Below are 15,882 nucleotides of genomic sequence, written 5' to 3'. Positions count from 1 at the left end.
CTACCACTGGCACAAGGTCCTGCCGCCGCTGAGCGCCTGACCGGGCGCACCGGCCGACCACTCCTCCACGCGAAGGCCCCACCCACACGGTGAGCGGCCCGTCCGTCGTGCGCCCCGCGGTTGCCCTTCAGGCGTCGAGACGGAAAGTACGAACGTGCCAGAACACACCTCCCCCACATCGGTGAACCGAAAGAACCCCGCCCCGCCCCGACTCACCGGCGGCCCCCTGCCGATCCTGGGCGCCGCGGTGCTGTGGGGCACCACCGGCACCGCGAGCTCCTTCGCCCCCGACGGCGCCCACCCCGCCGCCATCGGCTCGGCCGGGCTGGTCCTGGGCGGAATCCTGCTGTTCCTCACCGGCCGGGGATCATTCGCCCTGCTCACCCGCTCCGATGGGCGTACTCGGGCGATCCTGCTGCTGGGCGCGATCGCGGTCGCCGGATATCCACTCTCCTTCTATCCTGCGGTCGCCCACGCCGGTGTGGCGGTGGGAACCGTGATCACCCTGGGCAGCGCCCCGGTGTTCGCCGGGCTGCTGGCCTGGCGACTGGAGCGGGTGCGCCCCGACCGGCGCTGGACGGTGGCCACCGTCGCGGCCGTGATCGGCTGCGCCGTGCTCGTCCTGGGGCCCGATCTGGTCGGCAGCCCCACCTCGGTGCGTCCTTCGGGGGTGCTCCTGGCCCTGGTGGCCGGGTTCTCCTACGCGCTGTACACGATCATCGCCGAACGGCTGATCCGCCGGGGGCAAACCTCCGGCGCGGTGATGGGGACGATGTTCGCGGGCGGTGGCGTCCTGGTGCTGCCGGTGGTGGTGGCCACCGGGACGGCGTGGCTGGCCACGGTGGAGGGCGCGCTGGTGGCCCTGCACCTGGCGCTGTTCACCGTGTTCCTCGCCTATCGGCTGTTCGGGCACGGGCTGCGGCACACCTCGGCCTCCACCGCCACCACGCTCAGCCTGGCCGAACCGGCCGTCGCCGCGGTACTGGGCGTGGCCCTGGTGGGTGAGCGTCTGCCGTGGGTGTCCTGGTCGGGGTTGGTCGTCCTCGCACTGGGCCTGGCCGTGCTGAAGGCCCCCTCTCCCCGGAAGCTTCGAGCACGCCGATAGTGCCGGGCGCCCCGTGCCCGCACGGGTGCGGGGCGCCCGCCTCAGTCCTCGTCTCGCCCCTCCACCTCGATCTTCACCCGTCCCGGGTAGAAGGCGACGTGGTCGGCGATTGCGGCGACCCCCTCGTAGGGCCGCTCGTAGGTCCACACCGCGTCGGCGAGTTCCTCCCCGCCCAGGTCCAGGCCGTAGTAGGCGGCGGTGCCCTTGTACGGGCAGTAGGTGGTGGTCTCGGCGCGACGCAGGACCGTGGGGTCCACGTCGGAGATCGGGACGTACTGGACCGGTCGGTACTTCGCCTCGCTCAGGGTGAGCGCGGACGTGGTCCGGGCGATCACCTTGCCGTCCACTCGCACCGTCACGGGCGCTCCGGTGGGTTCGACGGTGATGGGATGGTCCTCCCCCGGTTCGCGCTGTGCCATGGGCGTGTCCCCTCTCACCGGTAACGGCCCCCGCCCTTCGGCGGGTTATCGAAATCCCTATAGCCCTTCCCCTGGTGGCCGCGATACGAACATCAGTACGCTGCGCGACACGTCTCCCCCGATCAAAAGGATCCCCCTGTGCGCAGACCCGCGGCGGCCCTGGCCGCCCTGTCCCTGCTGTCCACGACCGCCGTGCTCTCGGCCCCCGACCGCCCCGCCGAGGCCGCGCCCCTGGACGAGGCCACGGTGGTGCCGGTCCAGGTCACCGGTGACCCCTCCGAACGGTTCAACCTCGTCCTGTTGGGCGACGGCTACACCGAGGACGAGATGGACCTGTACCACGAGCAGGTCGAACAGCACCTCAACGTGCAGTGGAGCATCGAGCCGTTCCGCTCCTACCGGCACTACTTCAACGTGTATGTGGTGCAGACCCCCTCGGTCGAGTCCGGTGTGGACTGCGACCCCGCCGACGGTTGGGAGCAGCGCGACACCGCCCTGGGCATGGGCTTCTTCAACGGTTGCGACGAGGACGCGCTGGAGAGGCTGTTGACCGTGGACTCCGAGGCGGCCGAGGCCGCCGCGGACATGGTCCCCGGTGTGACCGACGACAACCGGCAGATCCTGGCCCTGGCCAACAGCGAGACCTACGGCGGGGCCGGCGGGCGCCTGGCGACGGCGTCCTCGGGCAACGCGCTCTCGGCGCTGATCAGCCCGCACGAACTCGCCCACTCCCTGGGCGAACTCCAGGACGAGTACCCCTACTACTTCCGTGACACCAGCCTGGGCCGCTATGAGGGGGAGGAACCCGACTCGGCCCACCACACGCTGATGACCTCCGAGGAGATGATCGAGGAGGAGGCCCGATGGTGGCGCTGGCTGGGTGAGGAGAGCGAGGCCGGCGGAACCATCCGGGCGGCCGATCCCGACGGGCACGAAGGCGGCCTGTACCACTCCGAGGGCGTGTGGCGGCCCAGTGCCCACTCCATGCTCAAGACCCTGGGCTACTACTTCGACCAGGTCGGCCGGGAGGTCATGACGCACCGGATCTCCGGCCTGCGCGACCAGGCGTCCATGCCGGTCTCCGCCACCCCCGAAGGCGAGGTCGGCGCCGAGGACGTGCTGTGGGTCGAGGGTCCGCACCCGGTCTTCCACGAGCTGGAGTACACCTGGTCGGTCGACGGCGAGGAGGTGGCCGAGGCCGCCGGGGCACACCACCTGGCGCTGGACGAACTGGACCCGGCCGAGGGCGCCGAGGTGTCGGTGACCGTGCAGGACCCCACCGAGTTCGTCCGTGACCCGGCCATCCGCGGGTCCGAGGCGATGACCCGCACGCTCACCTGGACGGTCGGTGAGCCCCTGGAGCCGGTCGAGACGGAGGTCGCCTTCGACAAGCACCGCGACACCGAACGGGCCGTGGCCGCCGAAGAGGTCGTCTATGTCGAGACCACCCGTCCCACCGACCGGGTGCTCGACGTGGCCTGGGAGCTGGACGGAGAACCCGTGTCCACCGCGACCGACGGACGCACCCTGGACCTGGGCGCGTTCGAACACGAGGCGGGCGACCACACGCTGACCGCCACGGTCACCGACCCCGAGGGGTCCGGCTCACAGACGCTCACCTGGACCGTGGACGCGACCGACCCCGAGGCTCCGCGCGAGCTGTCGACGCCGGCCGCCACGGTGACCGGCGAGGAGCACCACCTGTTCCTCAACGAGTTCTCGATGAAACTGACACCCGAGGACGACCGCAACGGGCACGTGGTCGGCGAGTTCCGGGTCGACGGCGACGGCTGGCACCACTACTACGGCTGGCCCCAGGACTCCGAGGCCCCGTTCCGGTTCACCCCCGACGGGATCAACGTCGACGACCTCGTCTACGGCAGCCTGGGCAGCGGTGGCCTGTCCATGGCGGTCTTCGAGGTGGACGGACACGAGAGCGGCTGGGGCACCCACACCGTGGAGCACCGCGCGATCGACTCCGCCGGCAACATCGGCACGCCCGACGACTTCCGCGCCACGGTCGTGCCCGGGGCCGACCTGGAGTGCACCGAGACCGTCACCGACGACGTCTTCGGCGGGTTGACCGTCGACGAGGGCGTGGTCTGCCTCGACGACGTGAACGTGCGCGGCCCGGTCACCGTCGCCGAGGGCGCGTCCCTGGTGATCGAGGGCGGCGCCCTGCGCGGTGGCCTGTCCGCCACGGGCGCCGACACGGTGCGACTGACCGACGCCGACGTGCGCGGCGCGGTCTCCATCACCGGCACCACGTCCGAGGTGACCATCCTGGGCACGGCACTGACCGGTTCGGTGTCCCTGCACGACAACACCCAGGTGCCGGCCGACACCTGGACCGGTGAGGACGGGTACGGCCCCGTCGTGGCGGGCTCCAGCGTGCGCGGTTCGCTCTCCTGCTCCGGCAACGGTCCGGACGTGACCGACTTCGGCGCGGCCAACGATGTCACGGGGGCGGTCTCCGGAGACTGCTCCGGTCTGTAACGGCGGCGGGGCCGGCCCGGAACGTGTCCGGACCGGCCCCGCGGCGTTTCTCGTCAGTCCTGGTCCTCACGGTGACGACGGGCGAGCTTGACCGGCTCCAGCACCGCGACGCACTCCACATGGTGGGTCATGGGGAAGGCGTCGAAGGCGCGCAATCCCACCAGCTGGTAGCCGGAGCGCTCGAAGTCGGCCAGGTCACGGGCGAGCGTGGCCGGGTCACAGGAGACGTAGGCGACACGGCGCGGCTTCATGCCCGCCACCTTGCGCACGACCTCCTTGCCCAGTCCGGCGCGCGGCGGGTCCAGGGTGACCACGTCGGCGCGCACGTCGGCCCACTCACGCATCTGCTTGGCCACGTCGGCGCGTTCGACGCGCACCTGCGGCTGGTCCTTGAGGTTGTACTGGGCGTCGCGAACGGCGTTCTCCCCGTTCTCCACCCCCATCACCCGGCCCTCGGGGCCCACGGCCTCGGCGAGCGCACCGGTGAACAGGCCGGCGCCGCAGTACAGGTCCAGGGCCGTCTCGCCCGGCTTGGGCTCCAGCGCCTCCAGGACCGCGGCGGAGAGCGTCTCGCCCGCGGCCGGGTGGACCTGCCAGAACCCGCCGGCGCCGACCCGGTACTCACGGCCCGCGACGTCCTCGCGCACACCCTTACGGCCGCGCACCGACTGCACCCGACCGCCCTTGAAGCGACGCAGTACCGCGCTGGAGGCCTTGAGCTCGGGCAGGTCTCCGAGCTTGGCAGTGGTGGGGGTGACGACGATGGCACGGTCGGCGCGGGTCGCCGAGGCGACCGCCTCCACCTCCCTCACGTCCTTCCAGGTCACGTCGGTGACACCGAGTTCGTTGACGCCGGGGTGGGCGATCAGGCAGCGGTCGACGGGCTCGATGTCGTGGGAGCGGTGACGGCGCAGGCCGGCCTGGCCGTCCTCGTCGACGGAGAAGCGCACGCGGGTGCGCCAGCCCAGGCCATCGGGGGTGCCGGGCAGTTCCTCCACGTCGACCGCCATGTCGATGCCGGCGATCCGGCTGAGCTGGTCGGCGACGACCTTGCCCTTGAGGCGGCGCTGGGCTTCCAGGGAGGCGTGCTGCCAGTCGCAACCGCCGCACATGCCGGGCCCGGCGAACTCACAGGGCGCCTCGACGCGGTCGGGTGAGGCGGTGAGGACCTCTACGGCCTCGCCTCGCAGGAAACGGGTGGTCTGTTCGGTGACCTTGACCCGGACGCGCTCGCCGGGCAGGGCGTGGCGGACGAAGACGACCTGTTCGCCGTGGCGTCCCACGCACCAGCCGCCATGGGCGACGTCGTCGACGTCCAGTTCGATCTCGGTACCTACAAGGGTCATGGTGGTGTCCTTCGGTGTTCGGGTCCTACGGTGACCCTGCGCGCACAGCCACCCATCCGCCCCAATCTACCGGGCCTTTTCGGGTTCGCGGACTGGATCCGGCATTGCCCGCCGGGGTGGTCGCACGTGTCACACGGATGTGTGCCAAGGTGGAACCATCGGGCCACGGGACCGGAGCCGTGCCTCCCGAAGGTGGACGGGGAGTGCTGACGAGGTGCACATCGTGATCATGGGGTGCGGACGGGTGGGTTCCACCCTGGCGCACACGCTGGTGGATCTGGGCCACACGGTGGCGGTGATCGACCAGGACCCGGACTCGTTCCGACGGTTGCGCGGCTCGGTGGCCAAACACGCGGTGCGCGGCGTTGGTCATGACCGTGAGGTGCTGTTGTCGGCCGGTGTGGACCGCGCGTCCGCGTTCGCCGCGGTCAGCAACGGTGACAACTCCAACATCATCGCGGCGCGGGTGGCCCGCGAGGCGTTCGGGGTGGAGAACGTGGTGGCGCGCATCTACGACCCGCGCCGGGCCGAGGTGTACCAGCGCCTCGGGATCCCCACGGTGGCGACGGTCAGTTGGACCGCGGACTCGATCCTGCGCCGGGTGCTGCCCGGTGACGGCGGGCTCGACACGGCCCCCGAGTGGCAGGACGCCTCGGGCACCCTGGCGATGCGAGAGATGCCGCTGCCCGCGGGGTGGGCGGGGTCGACCGTCGCCGAACTGGAGGAGTCCGTCCCCCTTCGATTGGTGTACCTGGTGCGCCGGGGCCGGATCACACTCGCCGCCTCAGGCGAGACGTTGGTCGAGGGCGACGTGCTGCACGTGGTGGCGCAGGGCCGCGACATGGGTGAGCTGACCGAGCGGTTGGGCAAGCCGCGCGAGGACGAGACGGGGCGTGGGTGAGATGCGGATCGCCATCGCCGGAGCCGGAAGCGTGGGCCGTTCCATCGCCACGGAACTGGCGGGCAGCGGACACGACGTGTTGTTGATCGACCGGGACACCCGGGCGATCGGTGTGGACGACCTGCCCCAGGTGGAGTGGTTGCTCGCCGACGCCTGCGAGCTGGCCACCCTGGAGGACGCCCGGCTGGGCGACTTCGACGTGGTCATCGCCGCCAGCAGCGACGACAAGGTCAACCTGGTGGTTTCCCTACTGGCCAAGACCGAGTTCGAGGTGGAGCGGGTCATCGCCCGCATCAACCACCCCGACAACGAGTGGCTGTTCAACGACTCCTGGGGCGTCGACCTGGCGGTCTCACCTCCACGATTGATCGCCGACCTGGTCGAGGACATGCCCGGCGAGGAGGACTACCCGGAGGAGGAGGGCACCCTGCCGCCGCTGCCGGGCGCGGAGGTCGCCGAGTCGGTGCTGCACGCGGGCAGCCCCTTCGTGGATCGCACCGAGTCCGAGCTCACCGGGGCGCTTCCCGAGGGCGTGGCGCTGGTGGCGGTCCTGGGCCCGGGCGGAGTGCGCCCACCGGACCCCGAACGCACCCTCGCGGTGGGCAACACCGTGGTGTTCCTGGCCGAACCGGACTCCCTCGGACCCTTGGAAGAGGTCTTGGGGCCGGTCGACGAAGCCGACCCGGCCACCATCGACTAGGGGTTGTCCCAAGACTGTGGGACAGGCGCCCACCGGCCCGTTCGACGGGGACGGTGGGCGGGCCGAAGGTCTAGTCGCGGTCGGGGGCCGAGGCCGTGTCCTGTTCGGAGCGCTCTCGATCCTGGTCCAGCGGGGTACGGCCACGGGCCAGTACCCACACCATGCCGGTGAAGGCGGCCACCTGCAGTGGCCAGCCCATGGCGACCTTGGAGAAGCCGAGGATCGCGAAGGTGTCGGCCCAGCCCTGGTTGTCGGCGAGCCACAGCGGATACTGGACCAGGACGCGGATGACGCACGGCAGCACCAGTAGCCAGGTCAACCGGGAGGCCAGCTTGACCACGGCGGGGTTGCTCCGCCAGGAGGTGAAGTCCTCCTTGTGCCCGATGAACGGGCCGATCATCAGCCCGATCGCCGGCCAGCGCACCAGGACCGAGAGACTCAGCACCAACGCGTACACGGCGTTGTAGATGACACCGGGCAGGAACGCGTCGGCGGCGTTGCCGCTGCGCATGGCGAACAGCGCGGCGATACCGATGCCGAACAGGCTGGTGACGACGTACTGCACCGAGGAGCGCTGCACCAGGCGGACCACGCCCAGCAGCAGCGCGGCGACCACACCGAGGATGATCGACAGTCGCAGCTCCGAGCCGACGATGTAGGAGATGGTGAAGGTCAGCGTGGGGATGGCCGCCTCGACCATGCCGCGCTTGCCGCCGAGGGCCTCGGCGAGTTTGCTGCGGACCAGGACCTCCACCGTGCCCTCGGTGATGGTGGCGGCCTCCGCCCGGTCCGCCTCCTGGGCCGCCTCTTCGGAGGCCCGTTGCTGCTCAGTCATCCCACTCCCGCATCTGGACCCCTAGGGCCGCCGGCCATGATGCACCACCCTACGCGAGTGGACACCGGGCGGGTTCGGTGTTCTCGGCGACCGCAGGGGTGGATCGACCGGCCTTGCCCACCTTCGTCACGGCTTGTCTCATGCGACTTGTCACCGGCTCTTTATACGCCACGGAACGCGGCGGGCCCTGGCGTCACGTCGCCGTCGTTCCGTAACCTGACGGCCCACCCGCACGCGCCGAGGAGGCCCGTTTGAGCACCACCGGACAGGATCGTCCACCCCAGGAGGACCACGCACGCTTCGCCGCCGTCCTGGAACGGGAACTGTGGGACGCCGGCACCTCCCACATCTGGTCGCCGTACTCGGTCGGCTCGGTGCTCACCCTGCTGGCCGAGGGCGCCGCCGGCCGGACCCGAAGCGAACTCACAGACCTTCTGGCCCCGGGCGGGGACCTGGCGGAACACGTGAGGGCCCTGGACGAGGCGGTGGCGGCCGCCGAGGGGTTGGACCTGGCGGTGCTGAACGGGCTGTACGTGCCCGCCGACCTTCCGGTGCGCGCCGACTTCGAGGAACGGGTCCGGACTCGGGCCGGCGCGGAGGTGGACCTGGTCGACTTCCGAGGCGACGCCGAGGGGGTGCGCCGGAAGGTCAACGCGCGCGTCGGCGAGGTCACCCAGGGGCTGATCGACGAACTCCTCTCCCCCGGCACCATCGACCCCGACGTGCGGATGCTGCTGGTCAACGCCCTGTGGGTGAAGATGGTCTGGCTCGATCCCTTCGAGGTGGGCCGGACCCGGGACCGCGTCTTCCATGCGCCCGGGGGCGAGCGCAAGGTGCCCACCATGCGTCGCACCGGACGCATGGTCCACGCCGAGCACGACGGTTGGCGGATGGTGAGCCTGCCGGGAGAACACGGACTCACCTTGGACGTGTTCCTGGGTGAGGACGGTCCACCGGATGACCGGACCCTGAGCGCCCTGTACCGGAAACGTCGAGGGGAACAGGTCGAATTGGCGCTGCCCCGGTTCACCGTCGACAGCGACATCGCCCTGCTCGACCCCCTGGCCGCCACCACGGCCCCGGTGCGTGCTCTGGCCACCGACGACGCCGACTTCTCGGGGATCAGCGAGGAACCGCTCAAGGTCGACGCGATCGTGCATCAGTCGGTACTGCGCGTGGACGAGCGCGGCGCCGAGGGCGCGGCCGCCACCGCCGCGGTGATGACGATGGCGGCCGGCTTCCCGCCCAAGCCGAAGAGGTTCACCGTGGACCGCCCCTTCCACGTCGCCCTGCGTCGCGGCCCCGCCCTGCTGTTCACCGGGCACGTCACCGACCCCGTCGACCCCGGCCCCGCCCGATCGGGATCGTGAGCCCGGAGGCCGGGCCCACCGAGGATCCGTCCGCCGACGAGGCACTGGTGCGGTCGTTGTTGGAGTCCCAGCACCCGGATCTGGCCGAGGCGGAACTGCGCCTCGTCGACGGTGGCTGGGACAACCGGATGTGGCGCCTGGGATCCGACCTGGCGGTGCGCATGCCGCGCACCGCGCGCGCCCCCGAACTGCTACGGAAGGAACGTCGGTGGTTACCGTCACTGGCGCCGGAGCTTCCCCTGCCGGTACCCGTTCCCGTCCGTGCCGGGGCGTCCTCCCCCGCTTTCCCGCACGACTGGACGATCACGACATGGGTCCCCGGCGAACCGGTCGACCGGGCTTCGCTCCACGATCCGCGTTGCGCCCGGGTCCTGGCGCGTTTTCTGTCCGCCCTTCACCGACCAGCGCCCGACGACGCCCCCACCAGCGCCCAGCGAGGCGTGCCGTTGTCGGCGGTCGCCGACGGGTTCGAGGAGCTCCTCCGGCGCGGGGCCGTCGATGGCGACATCGACCGGGTCGGACAGGTGTGGGAGGGGGCACGAGTGGCCCCCGCGTGGGATGGGCCACCGGTGTGGTTGCACGGTGACCTGCATCCCGCCAACGTCGTGGGTGCCGGCGGCGCACTGACCGGTGTGATCGACTTCGGCGACATGTGCGCCGGTGATCCGGCCACCGATCTGTCCGCTGCCTGGCTCCTGCTTCCCTCGGGTTCGGCCGAGCGGTTCTTCGCCGAATACGCCCGTGCCGACGAGGCCACCGTCCTGCGTGCGCGTGGGTGGGCACTGCTGCGCTGTCAGGGGCTCATCGAGATCGGTCGTGCCGGGGAGTCCGGTCTTCCCGGTGGTAAACCCACCTGGACGAGGCCGGCTCTGGAAGCTCTGGCCCGGGTCCTCGACTGATCCCCCGACCGTGCGCGTTCAGGAGGTCAGGAACGGCGAGGTGGCCTCGGCCAGCCTCTCGTGGGCCTCCTCCTCGCCCAGCTCCGGTTCCTCGTCACCGGCCTGGGCTCCGTAGGCACCGAACTGGGCGTGGTTCATACCCTCCACGGTCACGGTGACGGTGTCGGCCGGCAGAGACGATCTTCGTTCCGCGATCTCGGTCAGGGGCAGGACCCCGTCTCGGTCGCCGGCGACCGAGAGCACCCGTAGATCGTCACGGTCGGCCAGGTCCGCGGCCTCCACCGCGTAGGAGGCCCACAGCACCAGCCCGGCCCAGTCGACGTCGGTGTCACCGGTGCCCACGTGTTGGGCGGCGAAGGCACCGCCCATGGAGTGTCCGCCCAGGTACCAGGTGTCCACCTCCGGCAGTTCGGTCACCACGTCCTCGGCGCGATCCTGGTCGAACAGGGCCAGGTTCAGGCGCATGTCCGGTACCACCACGGTGACCCCGGTGGCGGCGACGATCGGGGCCCAGGTCGCCACGTAGGCGTCGGGCTCCACCCGGGCACCCGGGTAGAACACGACCCCGGTACCCGATGGCTCCCCGGCCGGGGACAGCAGGATCCGGTCCTGGCCCCGGATCACCTCCACGTCCGGGTTCTCCTGCGCTCGTCGCAGCGCTTCGGGCTCGGCCCGATGCGGGGTGAGCGCCCAGCCGAAGAAGGCCGCGGTCACCACGAGCGACAGCACCACCACCGTGGCCAGGATCCACGACAGGACCCTTCTCAAACGGGATCCGCTCACCACGGCCTTGCCCATCGAACCCTCCCTGCGGTCCTCAGACCTCGAACACCTCGAAGGAGGTGGCCAGCGCCACCCCCACCTGCTCCCCCGCCCGCACGGCTCCCTCACGCAGGAAGGTCTTCTGGTCGAACCCGTCCAGATCGCCCAGGTACACCTCGTGCGCGTCGAGGGAGGCGATCCCCGCGGCCAGGTTCTCCTCGCCCAGTTCCACGTAGTGCGTCGACTCCGGCGCCGCCCCGAAAGCCACCATCCGCACCCCGGACCATGGCCGGTTCCCCTCCGCCGGCTGTTCGGGGAAGACCCACCGGTTCGCGGCGTCGCGCACCGCGTCCAACAGCGCCGGTCCCAACACACGGTGGTCGGCGTGGTTGAACCCGCCACCACCGGCGAAGTGCTCCCGGAAGTTGATGGACACGATCACGTCGGGGCGATGCCGGCGGATCGCCTCGGCCAGGGCTCGCCGCAGTGGCAGCCCGTACTCCAACATGCCGTCGGGAAAGTCCAGGAACTCCACGGTGCCGGCACCGACCGCCTCCGCCGAGGCGTGCTGCTCGGCCATGCGCACCGGGGCGCAGGCGCCCGGATCCAGCGAGTCGATCCCCGCCTCGCCCTTGGTCACCAACAGTTCGACGACGTCCTTGCCCTGCGAGGTCCACCGGTGGATCGCCGAGGAGACGCCGAACTCCAGGTCGTCGGGGTGGGCCACCACCGCCAGGGCACGCTGCCAGTCCTCCGGGAACGGTCGGGGGGCGCTGTTTCGCGTTGTCTCGTCCATGGGGACACACTACGAAAACAAACGCCCCCGGGACCGTTGTCCACAGGCCGTTTCCTCGGAACCGGAACCTTTCCCGGTTCCTCGGGGCCGTGCCTACCTCAGGCCTGCACCGGACCACCGGTGCCGGGCCCCTCGGCCGAACCGTTGGGCGAGCGGCCGGAGTTGCCGTGCTGCGCCGACTGCTGGGCGGCGCGCTGCTTGGCCGCGGCGGCCATCTTCTCCTGGATCTCCTTGGGCACGGTGATCGGCAGCAGTTCGCTGGGCGGCGCCGGCTGGTCCCCGCGCACCACCACGATGTCGGAGAACACCTGCTCGATCTCCGACATCACCTCGGGCTTGGAGGCGCCTTCGCCGCGGATGACACCGCGCAGCACCCAACGCGGCCCGTCCACGCCGATGAACCGCACCCGCTGGCCCAGTTGACGACCGTCCTCGGTCGTCTTGCCCTTGATCGGGATGACGGCCCGCAACTCCGGGCCGAAGGTGCCCTCGTGGTCCTCGACCTTGCCGCCCTGCTGCGTGACCTGTTCGCGCAGCTCCTCGCGCATCTCTTCCCACAACCCGGAGGACTTGGGCGCGGCGAAGGGCTGCACCTGCAGGGCGGTCTTGCCGCGCACCAGGGTCACCCCGATGATCTTCTGCTTGCCCTTGCCGTCCTGGGCGACGTTCACCTGGATCTCGGCACCCTGCTCCGTGGGCAGGAGCATGCTGCCCAGGTCCATCCGCTTGGTCTCGGGAGCACCCTCGGTGGAGTCCCAAGGGCCGCCGACCCGGTAACGGTCCTCGTCCTTGTCGGGCTGCGCCGAGGGGCGCTCCGGTTCCACCTCGTTGTCGAACGAGACGGCCCCGGCGGCTCCACGTCGCTCCTTCGGACGGGTCTCCTCCGCTGCTCTCTCGGTCTCCTGGTCCCGCTTCTTACGGCGGCGTCCGAACACGCCTTCACCTCTTCGCTTCTTCGTGGGTCCCGGAATCACACCGGGGAGTCGGGGACGTCATCACCGTGCGGCGTGGCCCCCGGTCGAACCGAAACCACCCGATCCCCGCACCGAGTCCGGCAACGTGTCCGCCTCGACGAACGCCGCGCGCTCCACGCGTTGGATCACCAGTTGGGCGATCCGGTCACCGCGCGCGAGCTCCACCGGGGTATGGGAGTCGGTGTTGAGCAGGGTCACCCTGATCTCGCCCCGGTAGCCGGCGTCCACGGTCCCCGGAGCGTTGACGACCGTCAGCCCGCAGCGGGCGGCCAACCCCGAACGGGGATGCACGAAGGCCGCGTAGCCGTCGGGCAGGGCGATCGCCAGGCCGGTGGGCACTGTGGCGCGCTCCCCCGGGGCCAGGACCACGTCGGTGGCGGTGTACAGATCCGCGCCCGCGTCACCGGGGTGGGCGTAGGCGGGCAGGGGCAGCCCGGGGTCCAGACGACGGACCGTGACGGGCACCCGGGTGCCTTCCAGGGATGAGGTACTCACATCTGCCGAGCCTATCGTTCCCCGGGCGTTGCCCGGGTGGCCCGACCGTGTGATGCGCCGGGTCGTGGCGAAGCGTTCCACGAGGTGACCCGAGGATGAACGAGGGCGGGGCGGCCCCGGATGTGTTCCCGGTGCCGCCCCGCCCTCGCGTGTTCTCGCCGAATCGTTACTCGGCGGCCGGCTCCTCGGCCGGGGGCATGGTGACCTCGACGGTGAGCTCGGCGTCGTCGGTGGCCTGGAAGCCGATCGCGGTGGCGCGACCGGCGGCCGCGATGTCGGCCTTGGCTGCGCGGGCGGCCTCGACCTGCTTACCGGAGACCTTCACGTGCTCGACCTCGGCGCGCATGGACAGCTTCGCCTCGGACTTGGCCTTGCGGACCTCGCGCAGCACCTCGGCGGTGGCGGCGAGGACGGCCGGGTCGCCGCCCGCGGCGGCGGAACGGTACTCGGCGGCCTCGGGCCAGGCCTGGGCGTGCACCGAACCCTCCCGCCACCAGCTCCAGACCTCTTCGGTGACGAAGGGGACGAAGGGCGCGAACAGCTTGTGCAGGGCACCCAGGGCGATGAGCAGCGCGGCACGGGCCGAGGCGCCCTCGGTGGACTCGGTGTCGTAGGCCCGGGTCTTGACCAGTTCCAGGTAGTCGTCGCAGAAGTCCCAGAAGAAACGCTCGGTGCGCTCCAGTGCCCGGGTGTGGTCGTAGTCGACGAAGGCGGTGGTGGCCTCTTCGACCACCTCGGCCAGTGCCGCCAGCATCGCCCGGTCCAGGGGTTCGGTGACCTTGGTCGGGTCGCTGGAGGCGTCCTCGCCCGCGACCGACATGACGAACTTGCTGGCGTTGAGGACCTTGATGGACAGCCGGCGGCCGATCTTCATCTGGCCCTCGTCCATGGCGGTGTCGGTGCCCAGACGGCCGCTGGCCGCCCAGTACCGGACCGCGTCGGAGCTGTACTTCTCCAACAGCGCGACCGGGGTGACGACGTTGCCCTTGGACTTGGACATCTTCTTGCGGTCCGGGTCCAGGATCCAGCCGGAGATCCCGGTGGTGTTCCAGGGCAGGGTGCCGTTCTCGAAGTCGGCGCGGACCACCGTGGAGAACAGCCAGGTGCGGATGATGTCCTGGCCCTGGGGGCGGTAGTCCATCGGGAAGACCCGCTCGAACAGGTCCTGGTCTCGTTCCCAACCGGAGGCGATCTGCGGTGACAGCGAGGAGGTCGCCCAGGTGTCCATGACGTCGGGGTCGCCCATGAACCCGCCGGCCTGCCCGCGCTGTTCCTCGGTGTACCCGGCGGGCGCCTGGGAGCTGGGGTCGATGGGCAGCTGCTCCTCGGTGGGCAGCAGCGGCTCGTCGTAGTTCGGGTTGCCGTCGGCGTCCAGCGGATACCAGACCGGGAAGGGCACGCCGAAGAAGCGCTGACGGCTGATCAGCCAGTCGCCGTTGAGGCCCTGGACCCAGTTCTCGTAGCGCTGCCGCATGTGCGCCGGGTGCCAGGTGAGCTCACGGCCGCGCTCGATGAGCCGGGCGCGGATGTCCTCGTCCCGACCGCCGTTACGGATGTACCACTGGCGGGTGGTGACGATCTCCAGGGGCTTGTCGCCCTTCTCGAAGAACTTCACCGGGTGGGTGATGGGCGTGGGTTCGCCGACCAGGGCGCCGCTCTCGCGCAGCAGCTCCACGGTGCGCTCGCGCGCGGTGTGGACGGTGGCGCCGACCAGTCGCGCGTAGGCCTCGCGTCCGGCCTCGGACCCCAGACCCCTGGGCGGGTCGGCGATGATGCGGCCGTCCCAGCCGATGATGGGGCGGGTCTCCAGCTGCAGCTCGCGCCACCAGGTGACGTCGGTGGTGTCACCGAAGGTGCAGATCATGGCGATGCCGGACCCCTTCTCGGGGTCGGCCAGGCGATGGGCCTTGACCGGGACCTCGACACCGAAGACCGGGCTGGTCACGGTGGTGCCGAACAGGTCCTGGTAACGCTCGTCGTCGGGGTGGGCGACCAGGGCGACGCAGGCGGCCAACAGCTCGGGGCGGGTGGTCTCGATGTGGACCGGGGTGCCGTCGGGCTTGTGGAAGGCGACCTTGTGGTAGGCGCTGGGACGCTCGCGGTCCTCCAGCTCGGCCTGGGCCACCGCGGTACGGAAGGTGACGTCCCACAGGGTGGGCGCCTCGGCCATGTAGGCCTCGCCGCGGGAGAGGTTGCGCAGGAAGGCGCGCTGGGCGGCCGTGCGGGAGTTGTCGTCGATGGTGGCGTAGGTGTGCCGCCAGTCGACGCTCAGCCCCAGGCGACGCCAGATCGACTCGAAGACCTTCTCGTCCTCGATGGTGAGCTTGTCGCACAGCTCGATGAAGTTGCCCCGGGAGACGGGGACCTGCCGCTTGGGGTCGGGCTTGGCCGGCGGCTCGAAGTCCGGCTCGTAGGGGATCGACGGGTCGCAGCGCACACCGTAGTAGTTCTGGACACGACGCTCGGTGGGCAGGCCGTTGTCGTCCCAACCCATCGGGTAGAAGACGGCCTTGCCGTTCATGCGCTGGAAACGCGCGACGGTGTCGGTGTGCGTGTAGGAGAACACGTGGCCGATGTGCAGCGAACCAGAGACCGTGGGTGGTGGGGTGTCGATCGAGTAGACGTCCTCGCGGCTGCGGCTACGGTCGAAATGGTAGACGCCGGACTCATCCCATACGTCCACCCACTTCGCCTCGATACCGTCCAGCGAAGGCTTGTCGGGCATGCGGAAGGAATGAGAGCGGTTGGTCATGGGGGCAATGGTAATGCTCCCGAGAGCCACTT

Annotated in this window: 14 protein-coding genes; 6 read left to right on the top strand and 8 right to left on the bottom strand. The window is 70.6% G+C overall.

The annotated features are described in order from the left end of the window. The first annotated feature begins 181 nt into the window (after positions 1-181). On the top strand, positions 182-1,105 hold the full coding sequence (locus tag ABZ717_RS04665) for an EamA family transporter (protein ID WP_358505806.1): 924 nt from the start codon (positions 182-184) through the stop codon (positions 1,103-1,105). A 41-nt stretch (positions 1,106-1,146) separates the two neighbouring features. On the opposite strand, the gene ABZ717_RS04660 is transcribed toward ABZ717_RS04665, so the two are convergent. Further along, entirely contained in the window at positions 1,147-1,524 is a 378-nt protein-coding gene (locus tag ABZ717_RS04660) for a DUF427 domain-containing protein (protein ID WP_358505584.1), read from the bottom strand. Positions 1,525-1,662: 138 nt separating this feature from the next. Here ABZ717_RS04660 and ABZ717_RS04655 point away from each other — a divergent pair, with 138 nt between their 5' ends. Next, a complete protein-coding gene (locus ABZ717_RS04655; RefSeq protein ID WP_358505581.1) occupies positions 1,663-4,020 on the top strand; it encodes a M64 family metallopeptidase in 2,358 nt (785 codons plus the stop codon). 53 nt (positions 4,021-4,073) lie between these two features. Here the strand turns inward: ABZ717_RS04655 and ABZ717_RS04650 are convergent, their stop codons facing one another. Next, positions 4,074-5,366: a class I SAM-dependent RNA methyltransferase gene (locus tag ABZ717_RS04650; RefSeq protein ID WP_358505578.1), complete on the bottom strand. Its 1,293-nt coding sequence runs from the start codon at positions 5,364-5,366 to the stop codon at positions 4,074-4,076. A gap of 214 nt (positions 5,367-5,580) precedes the next feature. On the opposite strand from ABZ717_RS04650, the gene ABZ717_RS04645 reads away from it, so the two are divergent. Continuing rightward, complete coding sequence (locus tag ABZ717_RS04645; protein WP_358505573.1) at positions 5,581-6,267, top strand: TrkA family potassium uptake protein; 687 nt, start codon at positions 5,581-5,583, stop codon at positions 6,265-6,267. A gap of 1 nt (position 6,268) precedes the next feature. Then, complete coding sequence (locus ABZ717_RS04640) at positions 6,269-6,967, top strand: TrkA family potassium uptake protein (RefSeq protein WP_358505803.1); 699 nt, start codon at positions 6,269-6,271, stop codon at positions 6,965-6,967. A gap of 70 nt (positions 6,968-7,037) precedes the next feature. On the opposite strand, the gene ABZ717_RS04635 is transcribed toward ABZ717_RS04640, so the two are convergent. Beyond that, on the bottom strand, positions 7,038-7,802 hold the full coding sequence (locus ABZ717_RS04635; RefSeq protein ID WP_358505571.1) for a DUF3159 domain-containing protein: 765 nt from the start codon (positions 7,800-7,802) through the stop codon (positions 7,038-7,040). A gap of 251 nt (positions 7,803-8,053) precedes the next feature. Between ABZ717_RS04635 and ABZ717_RS04630 the strand changes: the two genes are divergently transcribed. Then, complete coding sequence (locus tag ABZ717_RS04630) at positions 8,054-9,172, top strand: serpin family protein (RefSeq protein WP_358505569.1); 1,119 nt, start codon at positions 8,054-8,056, stop codon at positions 9,170-9,172. Next, positions 9,169-10,071 (top strand): aminoglycoside phosphotransferase family protein, encoded by a 903-nt coding sequence (locus tag ABZ717_RS04625; RefSeq protein ID WP_358505566.1) that lies wholly within the window; start codon positions 9,169-9,171, stop codon positions 10,069-10,071. The genes ABZ717_RS04630 and ABZ717_RS04625 overlap by 4 nt, the downstream gene beginning before the upstream one ends. A gap of 18 nt (positions 10,072-10,089) precedes the next feature. Here ABZ717_RS04625 and ABZ717_RS04620 read toward each other — a convergent pair whose 3' ends face one another. The 5 genes from ABZ717_RS04620 to valS form a co-directional block, all read right to left on the bottom strand. Further along, positions 10,090-10,869 (bottom strand): alpha/beta hydrolase, encoded by a 780-nt coding sequence (locus ABZ717_RS04620; RefSeq protein WP_358505563.1) that lies wholly within the window; start codon positions 10,867-10,869, stop codon positions 10,090-10,092. 19 nt (positions 10,870-10,888) lie between these two features. Beyond that, complete coding sequence (locus ABZ717_RS04615; protein ID WP_358505560.1) at positions 10,889-11,629, bottom strand: PIG-L family deacetylase; 741 nt, start codon at positions 11,627-11,629, stop codon at positions 10,889-10,891. Between the two features lie 98 nt (positions 11,630-11,727). Further along, entirely contained in the window at positions 11,728-12,564 is an 837-nt protein-coding gene (locus tag ABZ717_RS04610) for a DUF3710 domain-containing protein (RefSeq protein ID WP_358505557.1), read from the bottom strand. Positions 12,565-12,624: 60 nt separating this feature from the next. After that, positions 12,625-13,098 (bottom strand): dUTP diphosphatase, encoded by a 474-nt coding sequence (dut, locus tag ABZ717_RS04605; protein WP_358505554.1) that lies wholly within the window; start codon positions 13,096-13,098, stop codon positions 12,625-12,627. Positions 13,099-13,264: 166 nt separating this feature from the next. Then, positions 13,265-15,850 carry a valine--tRNA ligase gene (gene valS, locus ABZ717_RS04600; RefSeq protein ID WP_358505551.1) on the bottom strand — a complete coding sequence of 862 codons (2,586 nt, stop codon included), beginning with the start codon at positions 15,848-15,850 and terminating at the stop codon, positions 13,265-13,267. Positions 15,851-15,882 lie beyond the last annotated feature (32 nt).

The organism is Nocardiopsis sp. NPDC006832 (genome assembly GCF_040635885.1).
Lineage (GTDB): Bacteria > Actinomycetota > Actinomycetes > Streptosporangiales > Streptosporangiaceae > Nocardiopsis.
Note: the sequence above shows the minus strand (reverse complement) of the source record. Positions and strands in the feature narration are given on the sequence as shown.